11 protein-coding genes are annotated in these 19,834 nt (G+C 46.8%); all 11 read right to left on the bottom strand.

The window, feature by feature from the left end; all coding sequences use genetic code 11:
• Positions 1–32: 32 nt before the first annotated feature.
• Positions 33–1,823: an F-box/WD repeat-containing protein gene (locus tag ACOJUN_RS07100; RefSeq protein WP_422135962.1), complete on the bottom strand. Its 1,791-nt coding sequence runs from the start codon at positions 1,821–1,823 to the stop codon at positions 33–35.
• 235 nt (positions 1,824–2,058) lie between these two features.
• Entirely contained in the window at positions 2,059–3,729 is a 1,671-nt protein-coding gene (locus tag ACOJUN_RS07095; RefSeq protein WP_422135961.1) for an F-box/WD repeat-containing protein, read from the bottom strand.
• Positions 3,730–3,865: 136 nt separating this feature from the next.
• Positions 3,866–5,536, bottom strand: a complete 1,671-nt coding sequence (locus ACOJUN_RS07090) for an F-box/WD repeat-containing protein (RefSeq protein WP_422135960.1) — start codon at positions 5,534–5,536, stop codon at positions 3,866–3,868.
• A 136-nt stretch (positions 5,537–5,672) separates the two neighbouring features.
• A complete protein-coding gene (locus ACOJUN_RS07085) occupies positions 5,673–7,334 on the bottom strand; it encodes an F-box/WD repeat-containing protein (protein WP_422135959.1) in 1,662 nt (553 codons plus the stop codon).
• 132 nt (positions 7,335–7,466) lie between these two features.
• A complete protein-coding gene (locus ACOJUN_RS07080) occupies positions 7,467–9,146 on the bottom strand; it encodes an F-box/WD repeat-containing protein (RefSeq protein WP_422135958.1) in 1,680 nt (559 codons plus the stop codon).
• Positions 9,147–9,268: 122 nt separating this feature from the next.
• Entirely contained in the window at positions 9,269–11,026 is a 1,758-nt protein-coding gene (locus ACOJUN_RS07075) for an F-box/WD repeat-containing protein (RefSeq protein WP_422135957.1), read from the bottom strand.
• Positions 11,027–11,157: 131 nt separating this feature from the next.
• Entirely contained in the window at positions 11,158–12,834 is a 1,677-nt protein-coding gene (locus ACOJUN_RS07070) for an F-box/WD repeat-containing protein (protein WP_422135956.1), read from the bottom strand.
• Positions 12,835–12,967: 133 nt separating this feature from the next.
• Positions 12,968–14,644: an F-box/WD repeat-containing protein gene (locus tag ACOJUN_RS07065; RefSeq protein ID WP_422135955.1), complete on the bottom strand. Its 1,677-nt coding sequence runs from the start codon at positions 14,642–14,644 to the stop codon at positions 12,968–12,970.
• A 133-nt stretch (positions 14,645–14,777) separates the two neighbouring features.
• The gene (locus tag ACOJUN_RS07060) at positions 14,778–16,169 is read right to left on the bottom strand and encodes an F-box/WD repeat-containing protein (RefSeq protein ID WP_422135954.1); all 1,392 of its coding nucleotides are present in this window, start codon (positions 16,167–16,169) and stop codon (positions 14,778–14,780) included.
• Between the two features lie 133 nt (positions 16,170–16,302).
• A complete protein-coding gene (locus tag ACOJUN_RS07055; protein ID WP_422135953.1) occupies positions 16,303–17,958 on the bottom strand; it encodes an F-box/WD repeat-containing protein in 1,656 nt (551 codons plus the stop codon).
• 133 nt (positions 17,959–18,091) lie between these two features.
• Positions 18,092–19,747: an F-box/WD repeat-containing protein gene (locus tag ACOJUN_RS07050; protein ID WP_422135952.1), complete on the bottom strand. Its 1,656-nt coding sequence runs from the start codon at positions 19,745–19,747 to the stop codon at positions 18,092–18,094.
• Positions 19,748–19,834: the final 87 nt, after the last annotated feature.

The following is a 19,834-nucleotide window of genomic DNA, read 5'->3' as shown; positions in this document are numbered from 1 at the left end:
TGCCGTTATCAGGCTTTGTACTCATACAATCATCAATCGTTCCCCTGTAGTTCAGTGATTTTCACCTTGTAATCTTCTTCACTGGCGGTCAATAGATGTCGGCTATCGGCGCTGAAGGTGGCTGAGAAGAGGCTTGCATTGTGTTGAATGGTGGCTTTTTCTACCCATGTTCCATCCCTTCTCAGGCCATAAATTTTTGCCTTTCTGTCATGACTGGCGGTCACCACAAGGCAACCATCGGCACTAAAGTTGGCTGACAGGATATAACCTTTGTGGACAATGGTGGCTTTTATTACCCATGAACCATCTTCCTGTAGGCCATAGATTTTTGCTGTGTGATCCAGATTGACGATTGCCAGATGTCGGCTATCGGCGCTGAAGTTAGCCGAGTCGATCGGCTGTGTGAAGGTAAAGCTGCCTTTTTCTAACCATTTTCCAGCGGCATTCCGGGTATAGATTTTTGCCGTATTATCACCATCAATGGTCACCACATGGCGGCTATCGGCGCTGAAGTTGGCTGAGAAGACCACAACATCATGCTTAATCAGGGCTGTTTGTTTCCATGATCCATCGGACTGCAGGCCATAGATTTTCGCCGTGCAATCTCTACTGGCAGTTGCCAGGTGGCAGCTATCGGCGCTGAAGTTGGCAGACTCGACCCTGCCTATGTGTAGAGGAGGGTCATTTTTTACCCATGATCCGGCGGCCCCCAGACTGTAGATTTTCAGACCGTCTCCTATAATACAAACCGCCAGATGACGGCCATCGGAGCTGAACCTGGTCACAACGATAAGTCTCTCATCGATAGTGCCCTCTATTTCCCATGATCCATCTTCCGACTGACTATGGATCCCCAACACACCATCGCCGAAGGTGAACACATGGCGCCCATCAGCGCTGAAGTCGGCTGAAATGATTGATTTTTCATGGAAAATGGAGGCCTTCAGTTCCCATGACCCATCGTCCTCCAAACCATGGATTGTCGCTGTTTGTTCTAGACTGGCGGTTAACAGATGGCGGCCATCGGGGCTGAAGGCGGCTGAAATGAGCCAGTCCCTATGGGTAATGATGGCTTTTTCTTCCCATGATCCATCATCCTTCAGGGCGTAGATTTTCGCTGTGTGATCTTTACTGGCGGTTACCAGATGGCGGCCATTGGGGCTGAAATTAGCTAGAGAAACCTTATCATTATGGAAAATGGTGGTTTTTGGTTTCCATGTTCCATCGTCCTCCTGACCATAAACTTTCGCGGTATTATCATCACTTCCGGTCACCAGATGGCGACCATCGGTGCTGAAGGTGGCCGTGTTGACTATTGCACCATGGGTGATTTCGATTTTTTCCACTAACTTGAATTTTTCACATCGAGACATCAGTTTACTGTTGGTGAAAAAGAGTTGAGCAGGAAAAAAAGTACTTTCTTTTTGTGTTAAAAGTGACTCGATAGTGTCCTTATTTGCAAACGGCATCAACCAATCACGGAGTTGTTGCTCATCTGTTGTTTTGACGAGGGTGTTCAGTGGATTTTGGTATTCTGAAGGAAATCGGCGGTACCATGCTCTTTCCAGAGCTTTTTCTTCTTTAACAAGATCGCGAAGGTATTTGCATGTCTTTGCTAAACGGGTAATCTCGCGAAAACCCAAATAGCGAACAATCATAGATTTTTGTTCGTCGGGCAAATAGAAGAATAAAGATTGCGTTTGGTTGTAGACAGTAACGTCTCTGCCTGTACTGACAGCCGTCGTCGTTCCTTCCATTGGAGGTCGCTCAGGTATTGACGAGAGTGAACCGTCATTGCTGGAATTGTTGTTCAAAGGGACCATGAGTAGCTCCTCCAGAGTCAATATTTATCCTCACATAGAAAAGGACATTCAAAATGGCTTCGTTCTAAATAGAGTCGGTTTTGTAATGGAAGTTCAAAATATTGAGTTAAGAAAAAGAAGAGTCCTGACCCGGGAAAAGGATAGAAAGAAACGTTTCATTGAGAGTCCAGTGCAAAAATTGCCATCGTGCTCTCAATATAAGGCTGTTTTTTATTCGGTTTTCAGCAAAATACGCTCATTCGATCATCAATCGTTCTTCCATTAGTTCAGTGATTGTCGCCGTGTGATCATTACTTATGGTCAACACATTTCGGCCATCGGGGCTGAAGCTGACTAAGTAGACCGCAGCCCTGTGAGAAATGATGGCTTTTTCCCCCCATGATCCTGTGGGTTCCAGACCATAAATTTTCGCTGTTTTGTCATCACTCGCGGTCACTACCAGGCAGCTATCGGGACTGAAGCTGGCTAATTTGACCTCCTTATCGTGGTAAACAGTGGCTTTTACATCCCATGATCCATCAGCCTGCAGGCTATGAATTTTTGCCGTGTTATCCTCACTGGTGGTCACCATATGGATGCTATCAGGGCTGAAGCTGGCCGATGTGATCTGGGCGTTATGGGCAAAGGTGTATTCTTCTTTCCATGAACCATCGGTTTGCAGGCCGTGGATTTTTACCGTCTTGTCACTGATGGTCACAACATGGCCGCCATCGGGGCTGAAGGTGGTGGATTCGACCCAATTATCATGGGGAATGATGGCCGTTTTGTCCCATGATCCATTGGCCTGCAGGCCATAGATTTTTGCCTCGCAATCGACACCAGCGGTCACCACAAGACTGCCATCGGGGCTGAAGGTGGCCCTCACGACTGCAAGTGATTCGTTATGAGGAATGGTGGTTTTTACTTTCCATGAGCCATCGTCCTCCTGACCATAGATTGTCACAGTCTTGTCTCCACCTGAGGCCGACAAATGACTGCTATCGGGGCTGAAGCTGGCCCATTTGACCGGTGAATTATGCCAGATAGTGTATTTTGCTTCCCATGATCCATCGGTTTTCTGGCCACAGATTTTCAACGTTCTATCCAAACTGGCGGTCAATAAGTAGCGGTCATCAGTGCTGAAGCTGGCTGAACTGACAACAAAATCATGGTGAATGGTGGCTTTTACTTTCCACGATCCATCGTCTTCCAGAACACAGATTTTCGCTTGGTCGTCGGTACCTGCCACCATTTGATGACCATCGGCGCTGAAGCTGGTTGAGAAGACAAAACCTTCATTAGCAATGGCAAGTTTTGCTTCCCATGATCCATCGGTCTTCTGGCCAGTTATTTTCACTGCATCAAAGTCGGCAGTTACCACATGGCAGCTGTCAGGGCTGAAGGAGGCTTTTCGGATAGCCCCGGTATGGGGGATTTCGATTTTTTTCACCGGGTTGAATGTTTTACATTCAGACATCAGTTTACTGCTGGTGAAAAAGAGTTGAGCAGGAAAAAAAGTACTTTCTTTTTGTGTTAAAAGTGACTCGATAGTGTCCTTATTCGCAAACGGCATCAACCAATCACGGAGTTGCTGCTCATCTTTTGTTTTGACGAGGGTCTTCAGTGGATTTTGGTATTCTGAAGGAAACCGGCGGTACCATGCTCTTTCCAGAGCTTTTTCATCTTTAACAAGATCGCGAAGGTATTTGCATGTCTTTGCTAAACGGGTAATCTCGCGAAAACCCAAATAGCGAACAATCATAGATTTTTGTTCGTCGGGCAAACAGAAGAATAAAGATTCATTTTGGTTGTAGACAGTAACGTCCCTGCCTGCACTGACAGCCGTCGACGTTCCTTCCATTGGAGGTCGCTCAGGTATTGACGAGAATGGACCGTCATTGCTGGAATTGTTTTTCAAAGGGTTCATGTCGGGTTACTCCAAAGCTCCACAGCCAGTATTTATGCTCGCTTGAAGAAGGCATTCAAGCTTGATTAGATTCTGTTGCAGTTAGAGTCGATTTTGTAATGGAAGTTCATAACATTAATGTCAGTGAAACAATCAATCACCAATCATTCTTCTGTAGTTCAGTGATTCTTGCTTTGTTATCTCTGGAAACGGTCATCACAGTTCGGGCATCGGCGCTGAAGCTGGCTGAGACAACCTCCCCGTTGTGAGGAATGATGGCTTTTTCCCGCCATGATCCTGTGGGTTCCAGACCATAAATTTTCGCTGTTTTGTCATCACTGACGGTCACTACCAGGCAGCTATCGGGACTGAAGCTGGCTAATTTGACCTTCTTATCGTGGTAAACAGTGGCTTTTACATCCCATGATCCATCAGCCTGCAGGCTATGAATTTTTGCCGTGTTATCCTCACTGGTGGTCACCATATGGATGCTATCAGGGCTGAAGCTGGCCGATGTGATCCGGGCGTTATGGGCAAAGGTGTATATTTCTTTCCATGAACCATCGGTTTGCAGGCCGTGGATTTTTACCGTCTTGCCACTGATGGTCACCACATGGCCGCCATCGGGGCTGAAGGTGGCGGATTTGACCCAATTATCATGGGGAATGATGGCCATTTTGTCCCATGATCCATTGGCCTGCAGGCCATAGATTTTTGCCTCGCAATCGACACCAGCGGTCACCACAAGACTGCCATCGGGGCTGAAGGTGGCCCTCACGGCTGCAGATGATTCGTTATGAGGAATGGTGGCTTTTACTTTCCATGAGCCATCGTCCTCCTGACCATAGATTGTCACAGTGTTATCTCCATCTGAGACCAACAAATGGCTGACATCGGCACTAAAGCAGGCCGATATGATCGGAGAATTATGCCAGATAGTGTATTTTGGTTCCCAGGATCCATCGGTCTCCCGGGTGCAGATTTTCACCGTCATATCCAAACTGGCGATCAATAAGTAGCGGTCATCAGGGCTGAAGTTGGCTGAGCTGAGCGGAAGTCCATGGGAAATGGTGGTTTTTACTTTCCACGATCCATCGTCCTCCAGAACACAGATGTTGTTCGTACGGCTGCTATTACCAGCGGTCACCATTTGATGACCATCGGCGCTGAAGGTGGCTGAGAAGACAGCACCTTCATTAGGAATGGCGAGTTTTGCTTCCCATGATCCATCGGACTTCTGGCCAGTTATTTTCACTGCATCAAGAAAGGCGGCAGTTACCACATGGCAGCTATCAGGGCTGAAGGAGGCTTTTCGGATAGCCTCGGTATGGATGATTTCGATTTTTTTCACCGGGTTGAATGTTTTACATTGAGACATCAGTTTACTGCTGGTGAAAAAAAGCTGATGAGGAAAAAAAGTACTTTCTTTTTGTTTTAAAAGTGACTCGATGGTGTCCTTATCTGCAAATGTCTTCAACCAATCACGGAGTTGTTGCTTGTCTTTTGTTCTGATGAGAGTCTTCAGTGGATTTTGGTATGCTGAAGGAAACCGGCGGTACCATGCTTTTTCCAGAGCTTTTCCTTCTTTAACAAGATCGCGAAGATATTTGCATGTCTTTGCTAAACGGGTAATCTCGCGAAAACCCAAATAGCGAACAATCATAGATTTTTGTTCGTCGGGCAAACAGAAGAATAAAGATTCATTTTGGTGATAGACACTAACGTCCCTGCCTGCACTGACAGTCGTCGACGTTCCTTCCATTGGAGGTTGCTCAGGTATTGACGAGAATGGACCGTCATTGCTGGAATTGTTTTTCAAAGGGTTCATATCGGGTTACTCCAAAGCTCCACAGCCAGAATTTATGCTCGCTTGAAGAAGGCATTCAAGCTTGATTAGATTCTGTTGTAGTTAGAGTCGATTTTGTAATGGAAGTTCATAACATTAAGGTCAGTGAAACAATCAATCACCAATCATTCTTCTGTAGTTCAGTGATTCTTGCTTTGTTATCTCTGGAAACGGTCATCACAGTTCGGGCATCGGCGCTGAAGCTGGCTGAGACAACCTCCCCGTTGTGAGGAATGATGGTTTTTTCCCGCCATGATCCACCAACCTGCAGGCCACTGATTTTCGCCGTGTTATCATCGCTGGTGGTTACTACATGGAGGCAATCAGCGCTGAAGTTGGCAGAGTTGACGGTCCCGCTGTGGTGAATGCAGGCTTTTTCTTCCCATGGCCGATTGAGCTTGTGGCTATAGATTTTCGCCGTGCTATCAGCACTGGCGGTCACCAGATGGCGGCCATCAGCGCTGAAGTTGGCTGCCCAGACCGCACCATCATGATGAATCCTGGTTATTTCTTGCCATGATCCATCGGCTTGCAGGTCACAGATTTTTGCCGTGCGATCTAAACTGGTGGTCACCAGATGGCGGCTATCGGTGCTGAAATTGACAGAGGTGATTGTGCTCTTGTGTTGCAGGGGCGCTTTTTTTACCCATGATCCAGCGGCCCCCCGGGCATAAATTTTTAGCGCGTAATCTACACCGAGGATCACCAGATGTCGGCCATCGGGACTGAGCTTGGCCGAAGTGACATAACGTTCATGAACAGTGTCCTCCAGTTTCCATGAGCTATCGTCCCACTGACTATGGGTCTTCACCGTTCTATCGCCACTGACGGTCACCACATGGCGGCCCTCAGCATTGAAGCTGGCAAAATTAATCAATTTATCATGGCAAATGGTGGCTTTTACTTTCCATGATCCATCGTCCTCCAGACCATAGATCTTTGCTGTTTTATTGTGACTGGCGGTTAAGAGATGGCGGCCATCGGCGCTGAAGGTGGCTGAAATGACCCAATTATTATGGGTAATGGTGGTTTTTAATTCCCATGATCCATCGTCCTCCTGAACATATACTTTCACTGTTTTATCGGCACTGGCGGTCATCAGGTGGCGGCCATCGGCGCTGAAGTTGGCTGAGATGAGCCAATCATCATGAGTAATGGTGGTTTTTGATTGCCATGATCCATCGTCTTGCTGAGCATAAATTTTCGCTGTTTTATCGGCACTGGCAGTCACCAGATGACGGTCATCAGGGCTGAAAGTGGCCGTCTTGACTTTTCCTGCGTGGGTAATTTCGGTTTTATCCACGAACTTAAATTTTTCACACTGAGACATCCGTTTACTGTTGGTGAAAATTAACTGAGCAGGAAAATAAATACTCTTTTGTTGTTTTAAAAGTGACTCGACAGTGACCCTGTCGGCAAACGGCTTCAACCAATTACGGAGTTGCTGCTCATCTTTTGTCCTGACAATGGTCTTTGGCTGATATTGGTAGGGTGAAGGGAACTGGCGATACCAGGCTCTTTCCAGAGCTTTATTGTTTTCAACAAGATCGCGAAGATATTTGCATACCTTTTTTAAACGGGTAATCTCGCGGAAACTCAGGTAGCGAATAATTTTACGCTGTGTTAATTCGGGTAAATTCAGGAATGAACTTTGACTTTTCTCGTAGACAGTTACTTCCTTAACTGCACTGAAACCTGTTGGTACTCCCTCCTGTTGAGGTTGCACAGGTCTTGGCAAGAGTGAATTGTCAATGCTGGCATTGCTGTTTATTGGGTCCATGCCCGATTTCTCTTTAGTTCCAAAGTCACTACTTACTCCCTGCCTGGAAAGGACATTCGAAATTGATTCGATCTGTTTGACCCGGTTTTATAATGGAAGTTCAAAAGAGTGAGCTATAGGCTCATTCGATCATCAATCCTTCTTCCATAGTTCAGTGATTCTCACCTTGTCATCGTCACTAACGGTCACCACATGTCGGCTATCGGCGCTGAAGTTTGCTGAGGTGACTGCATAATCGTGTTGAATGATGGCTTTTTCCAGCCATGATCCACCCGGTTGCAGGCCACTGATTTTCGCTGTGTCGTCATCACTGGTTGTCACAACGTGGAGGCCATCGGTGCTGAATGTGGCTGAGTTGACAATATCGTCATGAACAATTGTGGCTATTTCTTGCCATGATCCATCGGCCTGCAGGTTACAGATTTTCGCCGTGTTATCATGACTGGCGGTGACCAGATGGCGGCTATCGGCGCTGAAGGTGGCTGAGATAACAGATCGGTCATGATCAATTGTGACTATTTTCTTCCATGATCCATCGTCTTGCAGGCTAAAGATTTTCACTTTGCCATCCCCGCCGGCGGTCGCCAGGTGGCAGCTGTCGGCACTGAATTTGGCAGAGGCGGTGGTACTGTATACAAGGGAGTTTTTTTCTACCCATGACCCAGCAGCCCCCTGAACATAGATTTTTTGAACTGTATCTTCACCGAAGATCACCAGATGGCGGCCATTGGGGCTGAGATTGGCCGATCTGATAAATCTTTGATGAATAGTGTCCTCTACTTCCCATGATCCATCGTCCCCCTGGCTAAGGATTTTCACCTCATCACTTCCGGTGATCACCGCATGACGGCTATCAGCACTGAAGGAGGCTGAAAGGACCGGGATAGTATGGGTAATGGTGGTTTTTATTTCCCATGATCCATCCTCCTCCAGACCATAGATTTTCGCTGTTTTATCGTTACTGGCGGTGACCAGAAGACGGCCATCGTCGCTGAAGGTGGCTGTATTGATCTTGCAAGTGTGGGTAATGGTGGCTGTTATTTTCGATGTTTCATCGTCTTCCAGACCATAGATTCTTGCTGTTCTATCGACATTGACGGTCACCAGATGGTGGCCATCGTGGCTGACGTTGGCAGAGAGGACACTAGGATCATGGGAAATGGCGACTTTTGGTTCCCATGATCCATCGTCTTTCTGAACATAGATTTTCACTGTTCTATCGCGACGGTTCATCTGGTAGAAGTGATCGTGACCGGTGGTCACCAGATGGCGGTCATCGGGGCTGAAGGTGGCCGACTTGACTCTGTCTCTATAGGGGATTTCGGCTTTATCCACTAACTTGAATTTTTTACATTGAGACATCAGTTTACTGTTGATGAAAAGTAACTGAGCAGGAAAATAAAGACTCTTTTGTTGTTTTATGAGTGACTCGACAGTGCCCCTGTCCGCAAACGGCTGCAACCAATTACGGAGTTGTTGCTCATCTTTTGCCCTGAGGATGGACTTTAGTTGAAATTGGTACGGCGAAGGAATCTGGCGATACCAGGCTCTTTCCTGAGCTTTATCGTTTTCAACCAGATCGCGAAGCTGTTTGCACACCTGTTTTAAACGGGTAATCTCGCGAAAGCCCAGATAGCGAATAATTATACGCTGTGTTATTTCCGGTAAATTCAGGAATGAACTTTGATTTTCCTCGTAGACAGTCACTTCCTTACCTGCACTGAAACCTGTTGGTGCTTCCTCCAGCTGAGGTTGCTCAGGTGTTGGTGAGAGTGCATTGTCAATGCTGGCGTTTCTGTTTACTGGGTCCATGCCTGATTTCCCTTTAGCTCCAAAGTCACTACTTATCCCTGCCTGGAAAGGGCATTCGAAATTGATTCGATCTGTTTGACCCGGTTTTATAATAGAAGTTCAAAAGAGTGAGCTATAAGTACCTAACCAGTTGGTTTCGCATATTCTGGACGGCGGCTTTTTCCATCCTTCTGCGTTCCAACTCTGGTTGCGTAGCTAAGGCTACGCGCGTTCTTCCATAGTTCAGTGATTCTCATTTTGCGATCGTTAGTGACGGTCACCACATGTCGGCTATCGGCGCTGAAGATGGCTGAGATGACTTCAATATTGTGTTGAATGATGGCCTTTACCCGCCATGATCCACCCCGTTGCAGGCCACTGATTTTTGCCGTTTTATCACAGCTGGTGGTCACAACATGGAGACCATCGTTGCTGAATGTGGCTGAGCGGACAGAGTCGTCATGAACAATTGTGGCTGTTTCTTTCCATGATCCATCGGCCTGCAGGTTACAGATTTTCGCCGTGTTATCATTGCTGGCGGTGATCAGATGGTGGCTATCGGCGCTGAATCTGGCTGAGCGGACAGAATCGTCATGAACCAATGTGGTTATTTCTTGCCATGATCCATCGTCCTGCAGGTTACAGATTTTCACTGTGCGATCAAAACTGGCGGTTGCCAGGTGACAGCTATCGGCACTGAAAATGCAAAAAGTGATGCTACATCCGTGTTTGAGGCTGAGTTTTTCTACCCATGATCCAGCAGCCCCCTGACCATAGATTTTTAGAACAAAATTTACATATAAGATCATCAGATGACGGCCATCGGGGCTGAGCTTGGCCGTAATGGTAGATATTGCATGACTTGGACGACCTGCATGAATAGTGTCCTCTAGTTCCCATGATCCATCGTTAACCTGACTAAGGATTTTTATCTTATTATCCCAGCCGATGGCCACCAGATGACGGCCATCAGCACTGAAGGTGGCTGAAAGGACATAGTGAGTATGAGGAATGGTGGCTTTTATTTCCCATGATCCATCCTCCTTCAGACCATAGATTTTCGCTGTTTTATCCTTACTGGCGGTGACCAGATGACGGCCATCGGCACTGAAGGTGGCTGTATTGATCTGGTGAGTATTGGTAAAGGTGGCTTTTACATTCGATGTTCCATCGTCCTCCAGACCATAGATTGTTAAAGTTTTATCGACATTGACGGTCACCAGATGGTGGCCATCGGGGCTGACCCTGGCCAAGAGGAAGCTGTGATCATGGGAAATGGCGACTTTGGGTTGCCATGATCCATCGTCTTTTTGAACGTAGATTTTCACTGTTTTATCGAAACTGGCAGTCACCAGATGGCGGCCATCGGGGCTGAAGGTGGGCATCATGACTTGGGATCTATGGGAGATTTCGGCTTTTTCCACTAACTTGAATCTCTCACATTGAGACATCAGTTTACTGTTGATGAAAACTAACTGAGCAGGAAAATAAAGACTCTTTTGTTGTTTTATGAGTGACTCGACAGTGCCTCTGTCCGCAAACGTTTGCAACCAATTACGGAGTTGTTGTTCATCCTTTGCCCTGATGAGAGTCTTCAGTGGATTTTGGTATGCTGAAGGAATCTGGCGATACCAGGCTCTTTCCTGAGCTTTATCATCTTCAACAAGATCGCGAAGCTGTTTGCACACCTGTTTTAAACGAGTAATCTCGCGAAAGCCCAGATAGCGAATAATTATACGCTGCGTTATTTCCGGTAGATTCAGGAATGAACTTTGACTTTCCTCGCAGACAGTCACTTCCTTACCTGCACTGAAACCTGTTGGTGCTTGCTCCAGCTGAAGTTGCCCAGGTGTTGGTGAGAGTGCATTGTCAATGCTGGCGTTACTGTTTACTGGGTCCATGCCTGATTTCTCTAAAGCTCCAAAGTCAGTACTTATCCCTGCCTGGAAAGGACATTCGAAATTGATTTGATCTGTTAGACCCGGTTTTGTAATGGAAGTTCAAAAGAGTGAGCTATAGGCTCATTCGATCATCAATCGTTCTTCCATAGTTCAGTGATTCTCACCTTGTCATCGACACTGACGGTGACCACATGTCGGCTATCGGCGCTGAAGATGGCTGAGTTGACTGCATTATCGTGTTGAATGATGGCTTTTTCCAACCATGATCCACCCCGTTGCAGGCCACTGATTTTTGCCGTGTTATCACAGCTGGTGGTCACAACATGGAGACCATCGTTGCTGAATGTGGCTGAGCCGACAGAGTCGTCATGAACAATTGTGGCTGTTTCTTTCCATGATCCATTGGCCTGCAGGTTACAGATTTTCGCCGTGTTATCATCGCTGGCGGTGATTAGATGGTGGCTATCGGCGCTGAATGTGGCTGAGCGGACAGAGTCGGCATGAACCATTGTGGTTATTTCTTGCCATGATCCATCGTCCTGCAGGTTACAGATTTTCACTGTGCCATCAGAACTGGCGGTTACCAGGTGACAGCTATCGGGACTGAATTCGTAGCAAGTGAGGCGACTTCTGTGTTTAAGGCTGAGTTTTTCTACCCATGATCCAGCAGCCCCCTGACCATAGATTTTTAGAACAAAATTTACATATAAGATCATCAGATGACGGCCATCGGGGCTGAGCTTGGCCGTCATGATAGATATTGCATAACTTGGACGACCTGCATGACTAGTGTCCTCTAGTTCCCATGATCCATCGTTAACCTGACTAAGGATTATTATCTTATTATCCCAGCCGATGGCCACCAGATGACGGCCATCGGCACTGAAGGTGGCTGAATGGACCCAGTAAGTATGGGGAATGGTGGCTTTTATTGCCCATGATCCATCCTCCTCCAGACCATAGATTTTCGCTGTTTTATCGTTACCGGCGGTGACCAGATGACGGCCATCGGCACTGAAGGTGGCTGTATTGATCTTGTGAGTATTGGTAAAGGTGGCTTTTACATTCGATGTTCCATCGTCCTCCAGACCATAGATTGTTAAAGTTTTGTCGACACTGACGGTCACCAGATGGCGGCCATCGCGGCTGACGTTGGCAAAGAGGACACTACGATCATGGGAAATGGCGACTTTGGGTTGCCATGATCCATCGTCCTTCTGAACATAGATTTTCACTGTTTTATCATAACTGGCAGTCACCAGATGGCGGCCATCGGGGCTGAAGGTGGGCATCATGAGTTGGAATCTATGGGAGATTTCGGCTTTATCCACTAACTTGAATCTCTCACATTGAGACATCAGTTTACTGTTGATGAAAAGTAACTGAGCAGGAAAATAAAGACTCTTTTGTTGTTTTATGAGTGACTCGACAGTGCCCCTGTCCGCAAACGGTTCCAACCAATTACGGAGTTGCTGCTCGTCTTTTGCCCTGAGGATGGCCTTTAGTTGAAATTGCCAGGGTGAAGGAATCTGGCGATACCAGGCTCTTTCCTGAGTTTTATCGTTTTCAACAAGATCGCGAAAATGTTTGCACACCTGTTTTAAACGGGTAATCTCGCGAAAGCCCAGATAGCGAATAATTATACGCTGTGTTATTTCCGGTAAATTCAGGAATGAACTTTGACTTTCCTCGCAGACAGTCATTTCCTTACCTGCACTGAAACCTGTTGGTGCTTGCTCCTGCCGAGGTTGTCCAAGTGTTGGCAAGAGTGAACTGTCAATGCTGGCATTACTGTCTATTGGGTCCATGCCTGATTTCTCCTAAGCTCCAAAGTCAGCACTTATCCCTGTCTGGAAAGGACTTTCGAAATTGATTTGATCTGTTTGACCCGGTTTTATGATGGTAGTTCAAAAGAGTGGGGTCAGTGGAATGATTCGGTCATCAATCGTTCTTCCATAGTTCGGTGATTCTCACCTTGTGATCGTCACTGACGGTCACCACATGTCGGCTATCGGCGCTGAATATGGCTGAGGTGACTGTATTATTATGTTGAATGATGGCTTTTACCCGCCATGATCCACCCCGTTGCAGGCCACTGATTTTTGCCGTTTTATCACAGCTGGTGGTCACAACATGGAGACCATCGTTGCTGAATGTGGCTGAGCGGACAGAGTCGTCATGAACAATTGTGGCTGTTTCTTTCCATGATCCATCGGCCTGCAGGTTACAGATTTTCGCCGTATTATCATTGCTGGCGGTGATCAGACGGTGGCTATCGGCGCTGAATCTGGCTGAGCGGACAGAATCGTCATGAACCAATGTGGTTATTTCTTGCCATGATCCATCGTCCTGCAGGTTACAGATTTTCACTGTGCGATCAAAACTGGCGGTTGCCAGGTGACAGCTATCGGCACTGAAAATGCAACAAGTGATGCTACATCCGTGTTTGAGGCTGAGTTTTTCTACCCATGATCCAGCAGCCCCCTGACCATAGATTTTTAGAACAAATTGTTCATATAAGATCATCAGATGACGGCCATCGGGGCTGAGCTTGGCCGTAATGATAGATATTGCATGACTTGGACGACCTGCATGAATAGTGTCCTCTAGTTCCCATGATCCATCGTTAACCTGACTAAGGATTTTTATCTTATTATCCCAGCCGATGGCCACCAGATGACGGCCATCAGCACTGAAGGTGGCTGAAAGGACATAGTGAGTATGGGGAAAGGTGGCTTTTATTGCCCATGATCCATCCTCCTCCAGACCGTAGATTTTCGCTGTTTTGTCCTTACTGGCGGTGACCAGATGACGGCCATCGGCACTGAAGGTGGCTGTATTGATCTGGCGAGTATTGGTAAAGGTGGCTTTTACATTCGATGTTCCATCGTCCTCCAGACCATAGATTGTTAAAGTTTTATCGACATTGACGGTCACCAGATGGCGGCCATCGGGGCTGACCCTGGCCAAGAGGAAGCTGTGATCATGGGAAATGGCGACTTTGGGTTGCCATGATCCATCGTCTTTTTGAACGTAGATTTTCACTGTTTTATCGAAACTGGCAGTCACCAGATGGCGGCCATCGGGGCTGAAGGTGGACATCATGACCTGGGATCTATGGGAGATTTCGGCTTTTTCCACTAACTTGAATCTCTCACATTGAGACATCAGTTTACTGTTGATGAAAACTAACTGAGCAGGAAAATAAAGACTCTTTTGTTGTTTTATGAGTGACTCGATAGTGCCCCTGTCCGCAAACGTTTGCAACCAATTACGGAGTTGTCGTTCATCCTTTGCCCTGAGGATCGCCTTTAGTTGAAATTGCCAGGGTGAAGGAATCTGGCGATACCAGGCTCTTTCCTGAGTTTTATCGTTTTCAACAAGATCGCGAAGCTGTTTGCACACCTGTTTTAAACGGGTAATCTCGCGAAAGCCCAGATAGCGAATAATTATACGCTGTGTTAATTCGGGCATATTCAGGAATGAACTTTGACTTTTCTCGTAGACAGTCACTTCCTTACCGGCACTGAAACCTGTTGCTGCTTCCTCCGGCTGAGGTTGCCCAAGTGTTGGCAAGAGTGAATTGTCAACGCTGGCATTGCTGTCTATTGGGTCCATGCCTGATTTCTCCTAAGCTTCAAAGTCAGTACTTATCCCTGCCTGGAAAGGACATTCGAAATTGATTTGATCTGTTAGACCCGGTTTTGTAATGGAAGTTCAAAAGAGTGTGGTCAGTGGAATGATTCGGTCATCAATCGTTCTTCCACAGTTCAGTGATTCTCACCTTGTAATCGCCACTGACGGTCACCACATGTCGGCTATCGGCGCTGAATATGGCTGAGGTGACTGGATTATCATGTTGAATGATGGCTTTTACCCGCCATGATCCACCCGCTTGCAGGCCACTGATTTTCGCCGTGTTATCAGCACTGGCGGTCACCACATGGAGGCTATCGGGGCTGAAGTTGGCTGAGTGGACAGAATCGTCATGAACAATTGTGGTCATTTCTTTCCATGATCCATCAGCCTGCAGGTTACAGATTTTCGCCGTGTTATCATCGCTGGCGGTGACCAGATGACGGCCATCGGCGCTGAAGGTGGCTAAACAAACGAGATCGTCATGAACCATTGTGGCTATTTCTTGCCATGATCCATCGTCCTGCAGGTTACAGATTTTCACTTTTCCGTCCCGGCCGGCGGTTGCCAGGTGGCGGCTATCGGCACTGAATTTGACTGAGGCAAAGCCCTCGTATTGAAGGGTGTTTTTTTCTACCCATGATCCGTTAGCCCCCTGACCATAGATTTTTAGAACAAAATGTTTAACGAAGATTACCAGATGAAGGCCATCGGGGCTGAGCTTGGCCAAAATGATAGAACTTTCACGAATAGTGTCCTCTACTTCCCATGATCCATCTTCCCCCTGACTAAGGATTTTCGCTTTATGATCCATACTAACGGTCACCAGATGGCGGCCATCGCGGCTGACGTTGGCGAAGAGGACACTGTGATCATGGGAAATGGCGACTTTTGGTTGCCATGATCCATCGTCCTCCTGAACATAGATTTTCACTGTTTTATCGAAACTGGCAGTTATCAGATGGCGGTCATCGGGGCTGAAGGTGGCCGTTTTGACTCTGTCTCTATGGGGGATTTCGGCTTTATCCACTAACTTGAATTTTTTACATTGAGACATCAGTTTACTGTTGATGAAAAGTAACTGAGCAGGAAAGTAAATACTTTTTTGTTGTTTTATGAGTGACTCGACAGTGCCCCTGTCCGCAAACGGTTCCAACCAATTACGGAGTTGCTGCTCGTCTTTTGCCCTGAGGATGGCCTTTAGTTGAAATTGGTAGGGTGAAGGAATCTGGCGATACCAGGCTCTTTCCTGAGCTTTATCGTTTTCAACAAGATCGCGAAGATATTTGCATACCTTTTTTAAACGGGTAATCTCGCGAAAGCCCAGATAGCGGATAATTATACGCTGTGTTAATTCGGGTAAATTCAGGAATGAACTTTGACTTTTCTCGTAGACAGCCACTTCTTTACCTGCACTGAAACCTGAAGCTGCTTCCTCTAGCTGAGGTTGCTCAGGTTTTGGCGAGAGTGAATTGTCAGTGCTGGCATTGCTGTTTATTGGGTCCATGCCTGAGTTCTCTTAAGCTCCAGAGTCACTACTTATCCCTGCCTGGAAAGGACATTCGAAATTGATTTGATCTGTTTGACCCGGTTTTATAATGGAAGTTCAAAAGAGTGGGGTCAGTGGAATGATTCGGTGATCAATCGTTCTTCCATAGTTCGGTGATTCTCACCTTGTGATCGTCACTGACGGTCACCACATGTCGGCTATCGGCGCTGAAGATGGCTGAGGTGACTGCACAATCATGTTGAACAATGACTTTTTCCAGCCAGAATCCACCGGCCTGCAGGCCAATGATTTTGGCCGTGTTATCTTCACTGGCAGTCACCACATGGAGACTATCGGGGCTGAATGTGGCTGAGTGGACAGAATCATCGTGAACAATTGTGGTCATTTCTTTCCATGATCCATCAGCCTGCAGGTTACAGATTTTCGCCGTGTTATCATCGCTTGCGGTGACCAGATGGCGGCCATCGGCGCTGAAAGTGGCTAAATAGACGGGATCGTCATGAACCATTGTGGCTATTTCTTGCCATGATCCATCGTCCTGCAGGTTACAGATTTTCACTTTGCCGTCCCAACCGGCGGTTGCCAGGTGGCGGCTATCGGCACTGAATTTGATAGAGGCAAAGCTCTCGTATCGAAGGGTGCTTTTTTCTACCCATGGTCCAGCAGCCCCCTGACCATAGATTTTTAGAACAAAATCTTTAACGAAGATCACCAGATGACGGCCATCGGGGCTGAGCCTGGCCAAAATGATAGAACTTTCACGAATAGTGTCCTCTACTTTCCATGATCCATCGTCCCCCTGACTAAGGATTTTCACCTTATGATCCCTACTGACGGTCACCAGATGGCGGCAATCAGCAGTGAAGTTGGCTGGAAGGACCCAGCAAGTATGGGTAATGGTGGTTTTTATTTCCCATGATCCATCCTCCTCCAGACCATAGATTTTCGCTGTTCTATCGTTACTGGTGGTGACCAGGTGTCGGCCATCGAGGCTGAAGATGGCTGAATTGAATCGGCGAGCATGGGTAATGGTGGCTTTTATTTTCGATGATCCATCGTCCTCCAGACCATAGATTCTTGCTGTTCTATCGACATTGGCGGTCACCAGATGACGGCCATCGCGGCTGACGTTGGCGAAGAGGACACTATGATCATGGGAAATGGCGACTTTCGGTTGCCATGATCCATCGTCCTTCTGAACATAGATTTTCACTGTTTTATCAAAACTGGCAGTTATCAGATGGCGACCATCGAGGCTGAAGGTGGCCGTTTTGACTCTGTCTCTGTGGAGGATTGCGGCTTTATCCACTAACTTGAATTTTTTACATTGAGACATCAGTTTACTGTTGATGAAAAGTAACTGAGCAGGAAAGTAAATACTTTTTTGTTGTTTCAGGAGTGACTCGACAGTGTCCCTGTCCACAAACGGCTTCAACCAATTACGGAGTTGTTGCTCATCTTTTGTCCTTACGATGGTCTTTGGCTGATATTGGTAGGGTGAATGAAACTGGCGATACCAGGCTCTTTCCTGAGCTTTATCATTTTCAACAAGATCGCGAAGATATTTGCATACCTTTTTTAAATGGGTAATCTCGCGAAAGCCCAGATAGCGAATAATTATACGCTGTGTTAATTCGGGTAAATTCAGGAATGAACTTTGACTTTTCTCGTAGACAGTCACTTCCTTACCTGCACTGAAACCTGATGCTGCTTCCTCTAGCTGAGGTTGCTCAGGTTTTGGCGAGAGTGAATTGTCAATGCTGGCATTGCTGTTTATTGGGTCCATGCCTGATTTCTCTTAAGCTCCAGAGTCGCTATTTATCTCTGCCTGGAAAGGGCATTTAAAATTGATTCGATCTGTTTGACCCGGTTTTATAATGGAAGTTCAAAAGAGTGAGGTCAGTGGAATGATTCGATCATCAATCCTTCTTCCGCAGTTCAGTGATTCTCGCGATGCAATCTTCAGTGACGGTCACCACATGTCGGCTATCGGCGCTGAAGATGGCTGAGGTGACTGCACAATCATGTTGAACAATGACTTTTTCCAGCCAGAATCCACCGGCCTGCAGGCCAATGATTTTGGCCGTGTTATCTTCACTGGCGGTGACCACATGGAGGTCATCGGCGCTGAAGTTGGCTGAGTTGACCGCCCCCCTGTGAGTAATACAGGCTCGTTCTTTCCATGATCCATCGTCCTGCAGGCTGTAGATTTTGGCCGTGTTATCTTTACTGGCGGTCACCACATGGCGGCAATCGGCGCTGAAGTTGGCTGAGAAGATCCGACCGTCATGACAAATCCTGGTTATTTCTTTCCATGATCCATCGTCCTGCAGGTGACAGATTTTCACCGTGCGATCTAAACCGACGGTTACCAGATGGCAGCTGTCGGTGCTGAAGTCGGCAAAGTTGACTAGTCTCTTGTGCCGGAGAGTGCCTTTTTTTACCCATGATCCAGCGGACCCCTTACCATAGATTTTCACAACTTCATCTACATCGGAGATCACCAGATGATGGCCATCGGAGCTGAGCTTGGCCGAAGTGATTTTTCCGTCATAAACACTGTCTTTTACTACCCATGAGCCATCATCCATCTGACTGGAGATTTTCACACTAGCCCCATCGAAGGTCACCAGATTGTATCCATCAGCGCTGAAGGTGGCTGAAAAGATCATCCAATCATGGGAAATGGTGTTTTTTATTTCCCATTGTCCGTCTCCATTCAGACCATAGATTTTTGCTGTGTCACAATCACTCATAGTTATCAGATGTTGGCCATCGGGACTGAAGTTGATTGCATTGCCAAAGCCAAAATGGGGAATGATGGTTTTTTCTTCCCATGATCCATCGTCGGCCAGGCAAGAGATTACCGCTATGTTGTTGTAACTCATGGTTACCAGATGGCGGCCATCGGGACTGAATTTGGCTGCAAGGACCTTGTCCCTATGGAAAATGGTGGCTACTGGTTCCCATGATCCATTGTCTTGCTGAGCATAAATTTTCGCTGTTCTATCGTTACTGGCGGTTGCCAGATGGCGATCATCGGGGCTGAAATTGAGCATTCTGACTTCTCCATAATGGATAATTTCGAGTTTTTCCACTAACTCGAATTTTTCGCATTGAGACATCAGCTTACTGTTGATAAAAAGTAACTGAGCAGGAAAGTAAATACTTTTTTGTTGTTTTAAGAGTGACTCGACAGTGTCCCTATCCGCAAACGGCTTCAACCAATTACAGAGTTGTTGCTCATCTTTTGTCTTGATAATGGTCTTTGGCTGATATTGGTAGGGTGAAGGAAACTGGCGATACCAGGCTCTTTCCTGAGATTTATCATTTTCAACAAGATCGCGAAGATATTTGCATACCTTTTTTAAACGGGTAATCTCGCGAAAGCCCAGATAGCGGATAATTATACGCTGTGTTAATTCGGGCAAATTCAGGAATGAACTTTGACTTTTCTCGTAGACAGTCACTTCCTTACCGGCACTGAAACCTGTGGGTACTTCCTCCTGCTGAGGTTGCTCAGGTGTTGGCGAGAGTGAATTGTCAATGCTGGCATTGCTGTTTATTGGGTCCATGCCTGATTTCTCTTAAGCTCCAGAGTCGCTATTTATCTCTGCCTGGAAAGGGCATTTAAAATTGATTCGATCTGTTTGACCCGGTTT

The organism is Endozoicomonas sp. ALD040, from assembly GCF_049275945.1.
GTDB lineage: Bacteria > Pseudomonadota > Gammaproteobacteria > Pseudomonadales > Endozoicomonadaceae > Endozoicomonas_A.
This window is presented reverse-complemented; position numbering and strand designations above follow the sequence as displayed.

Excerpts from the sequence above, each read along its gene's own strand:
- ACOJUN_RS07100 (WP_422135962.1), bottom strand. The coding sequence starts at position 1,823 with ATGGTCCCTTTGAACAACAATTCCAGCAATGACGGTTCACTCTCGTCA.
- ACOJUN_RS07095 (WP_422135961.1), bottom strand. The coding sequence starts at position 3,729 with ATGAACCCTTTGAAAAACAATTCCAGCAATGACGGTCCATTCTCGTCA.
- ACOJUN_RS07090 (WP_422135960.1), bottom strand. The coding sequence starts at position 5,536 with ATGAACCCTTTGAAAAACAATTCCAGCAATGACGGTCCATTCTCGTCA.
- ACOJUN_RS07085 (WP_422135959.1), bottom strand. The coding sequence starts at position 7,334 with ATGGACCCAATAAACAGCAATGCCAGCATTGACAATTCACTCTTGCCA.
- ACOJUN_RS07080 (WP_422135958.1), bottom strand. The coding sequence starts at position 9,146 with ATGGACCCAGTAAACAGAAACGCCAGCATTGACAATGCACTCTCACCA.
- ACOJUN_RS07075 (WP_422135957.1), bottom strand. The coding sequence starts at position 11,026 with ATGGACCCAGTAAACAGTAACGCCAGCATTGACAATGCACTCTCACCA.
- ACOJUN_RS07070 (WP_422135956.1), bottom strand. The coding sequence starts at position 12,834 with ATGGACCCAATAGACAGTAATGCCAGCATTGACAGTTCACTCTTGCCA.
- ACOJUN_RS07065 (WP_422135955.1), bottom strand. The coding sequence starts at position 14,644 with ATGGACCCAATAGACAGCAATGCCAGCGTTGACAATTCACTCTTGCCA.
- ACOJUN_RS07060 (WP_422135954.1), bottom strand. The coding sequence starts at position 16,169 with ATGGACCCAATAAACAGCAATGCCAGCACTGACAATTCACTCTCGCCA.
- ACOJUN_RS07055 (WP_422135953.1), bottom strand. The coding sequence starts at position 17,958 with ATGGACCCAATAAACAGCAATGCCAGCATTGACAATTCACTCTCGCCA.
- ACOJUN_RS07050 (WP_422135952.1), bottom strand. The coding sequence starts at position 19,747 with ATGGACCCAATAAACAGCAATGCCAGCATTGACAATTCACTCTCGCCA.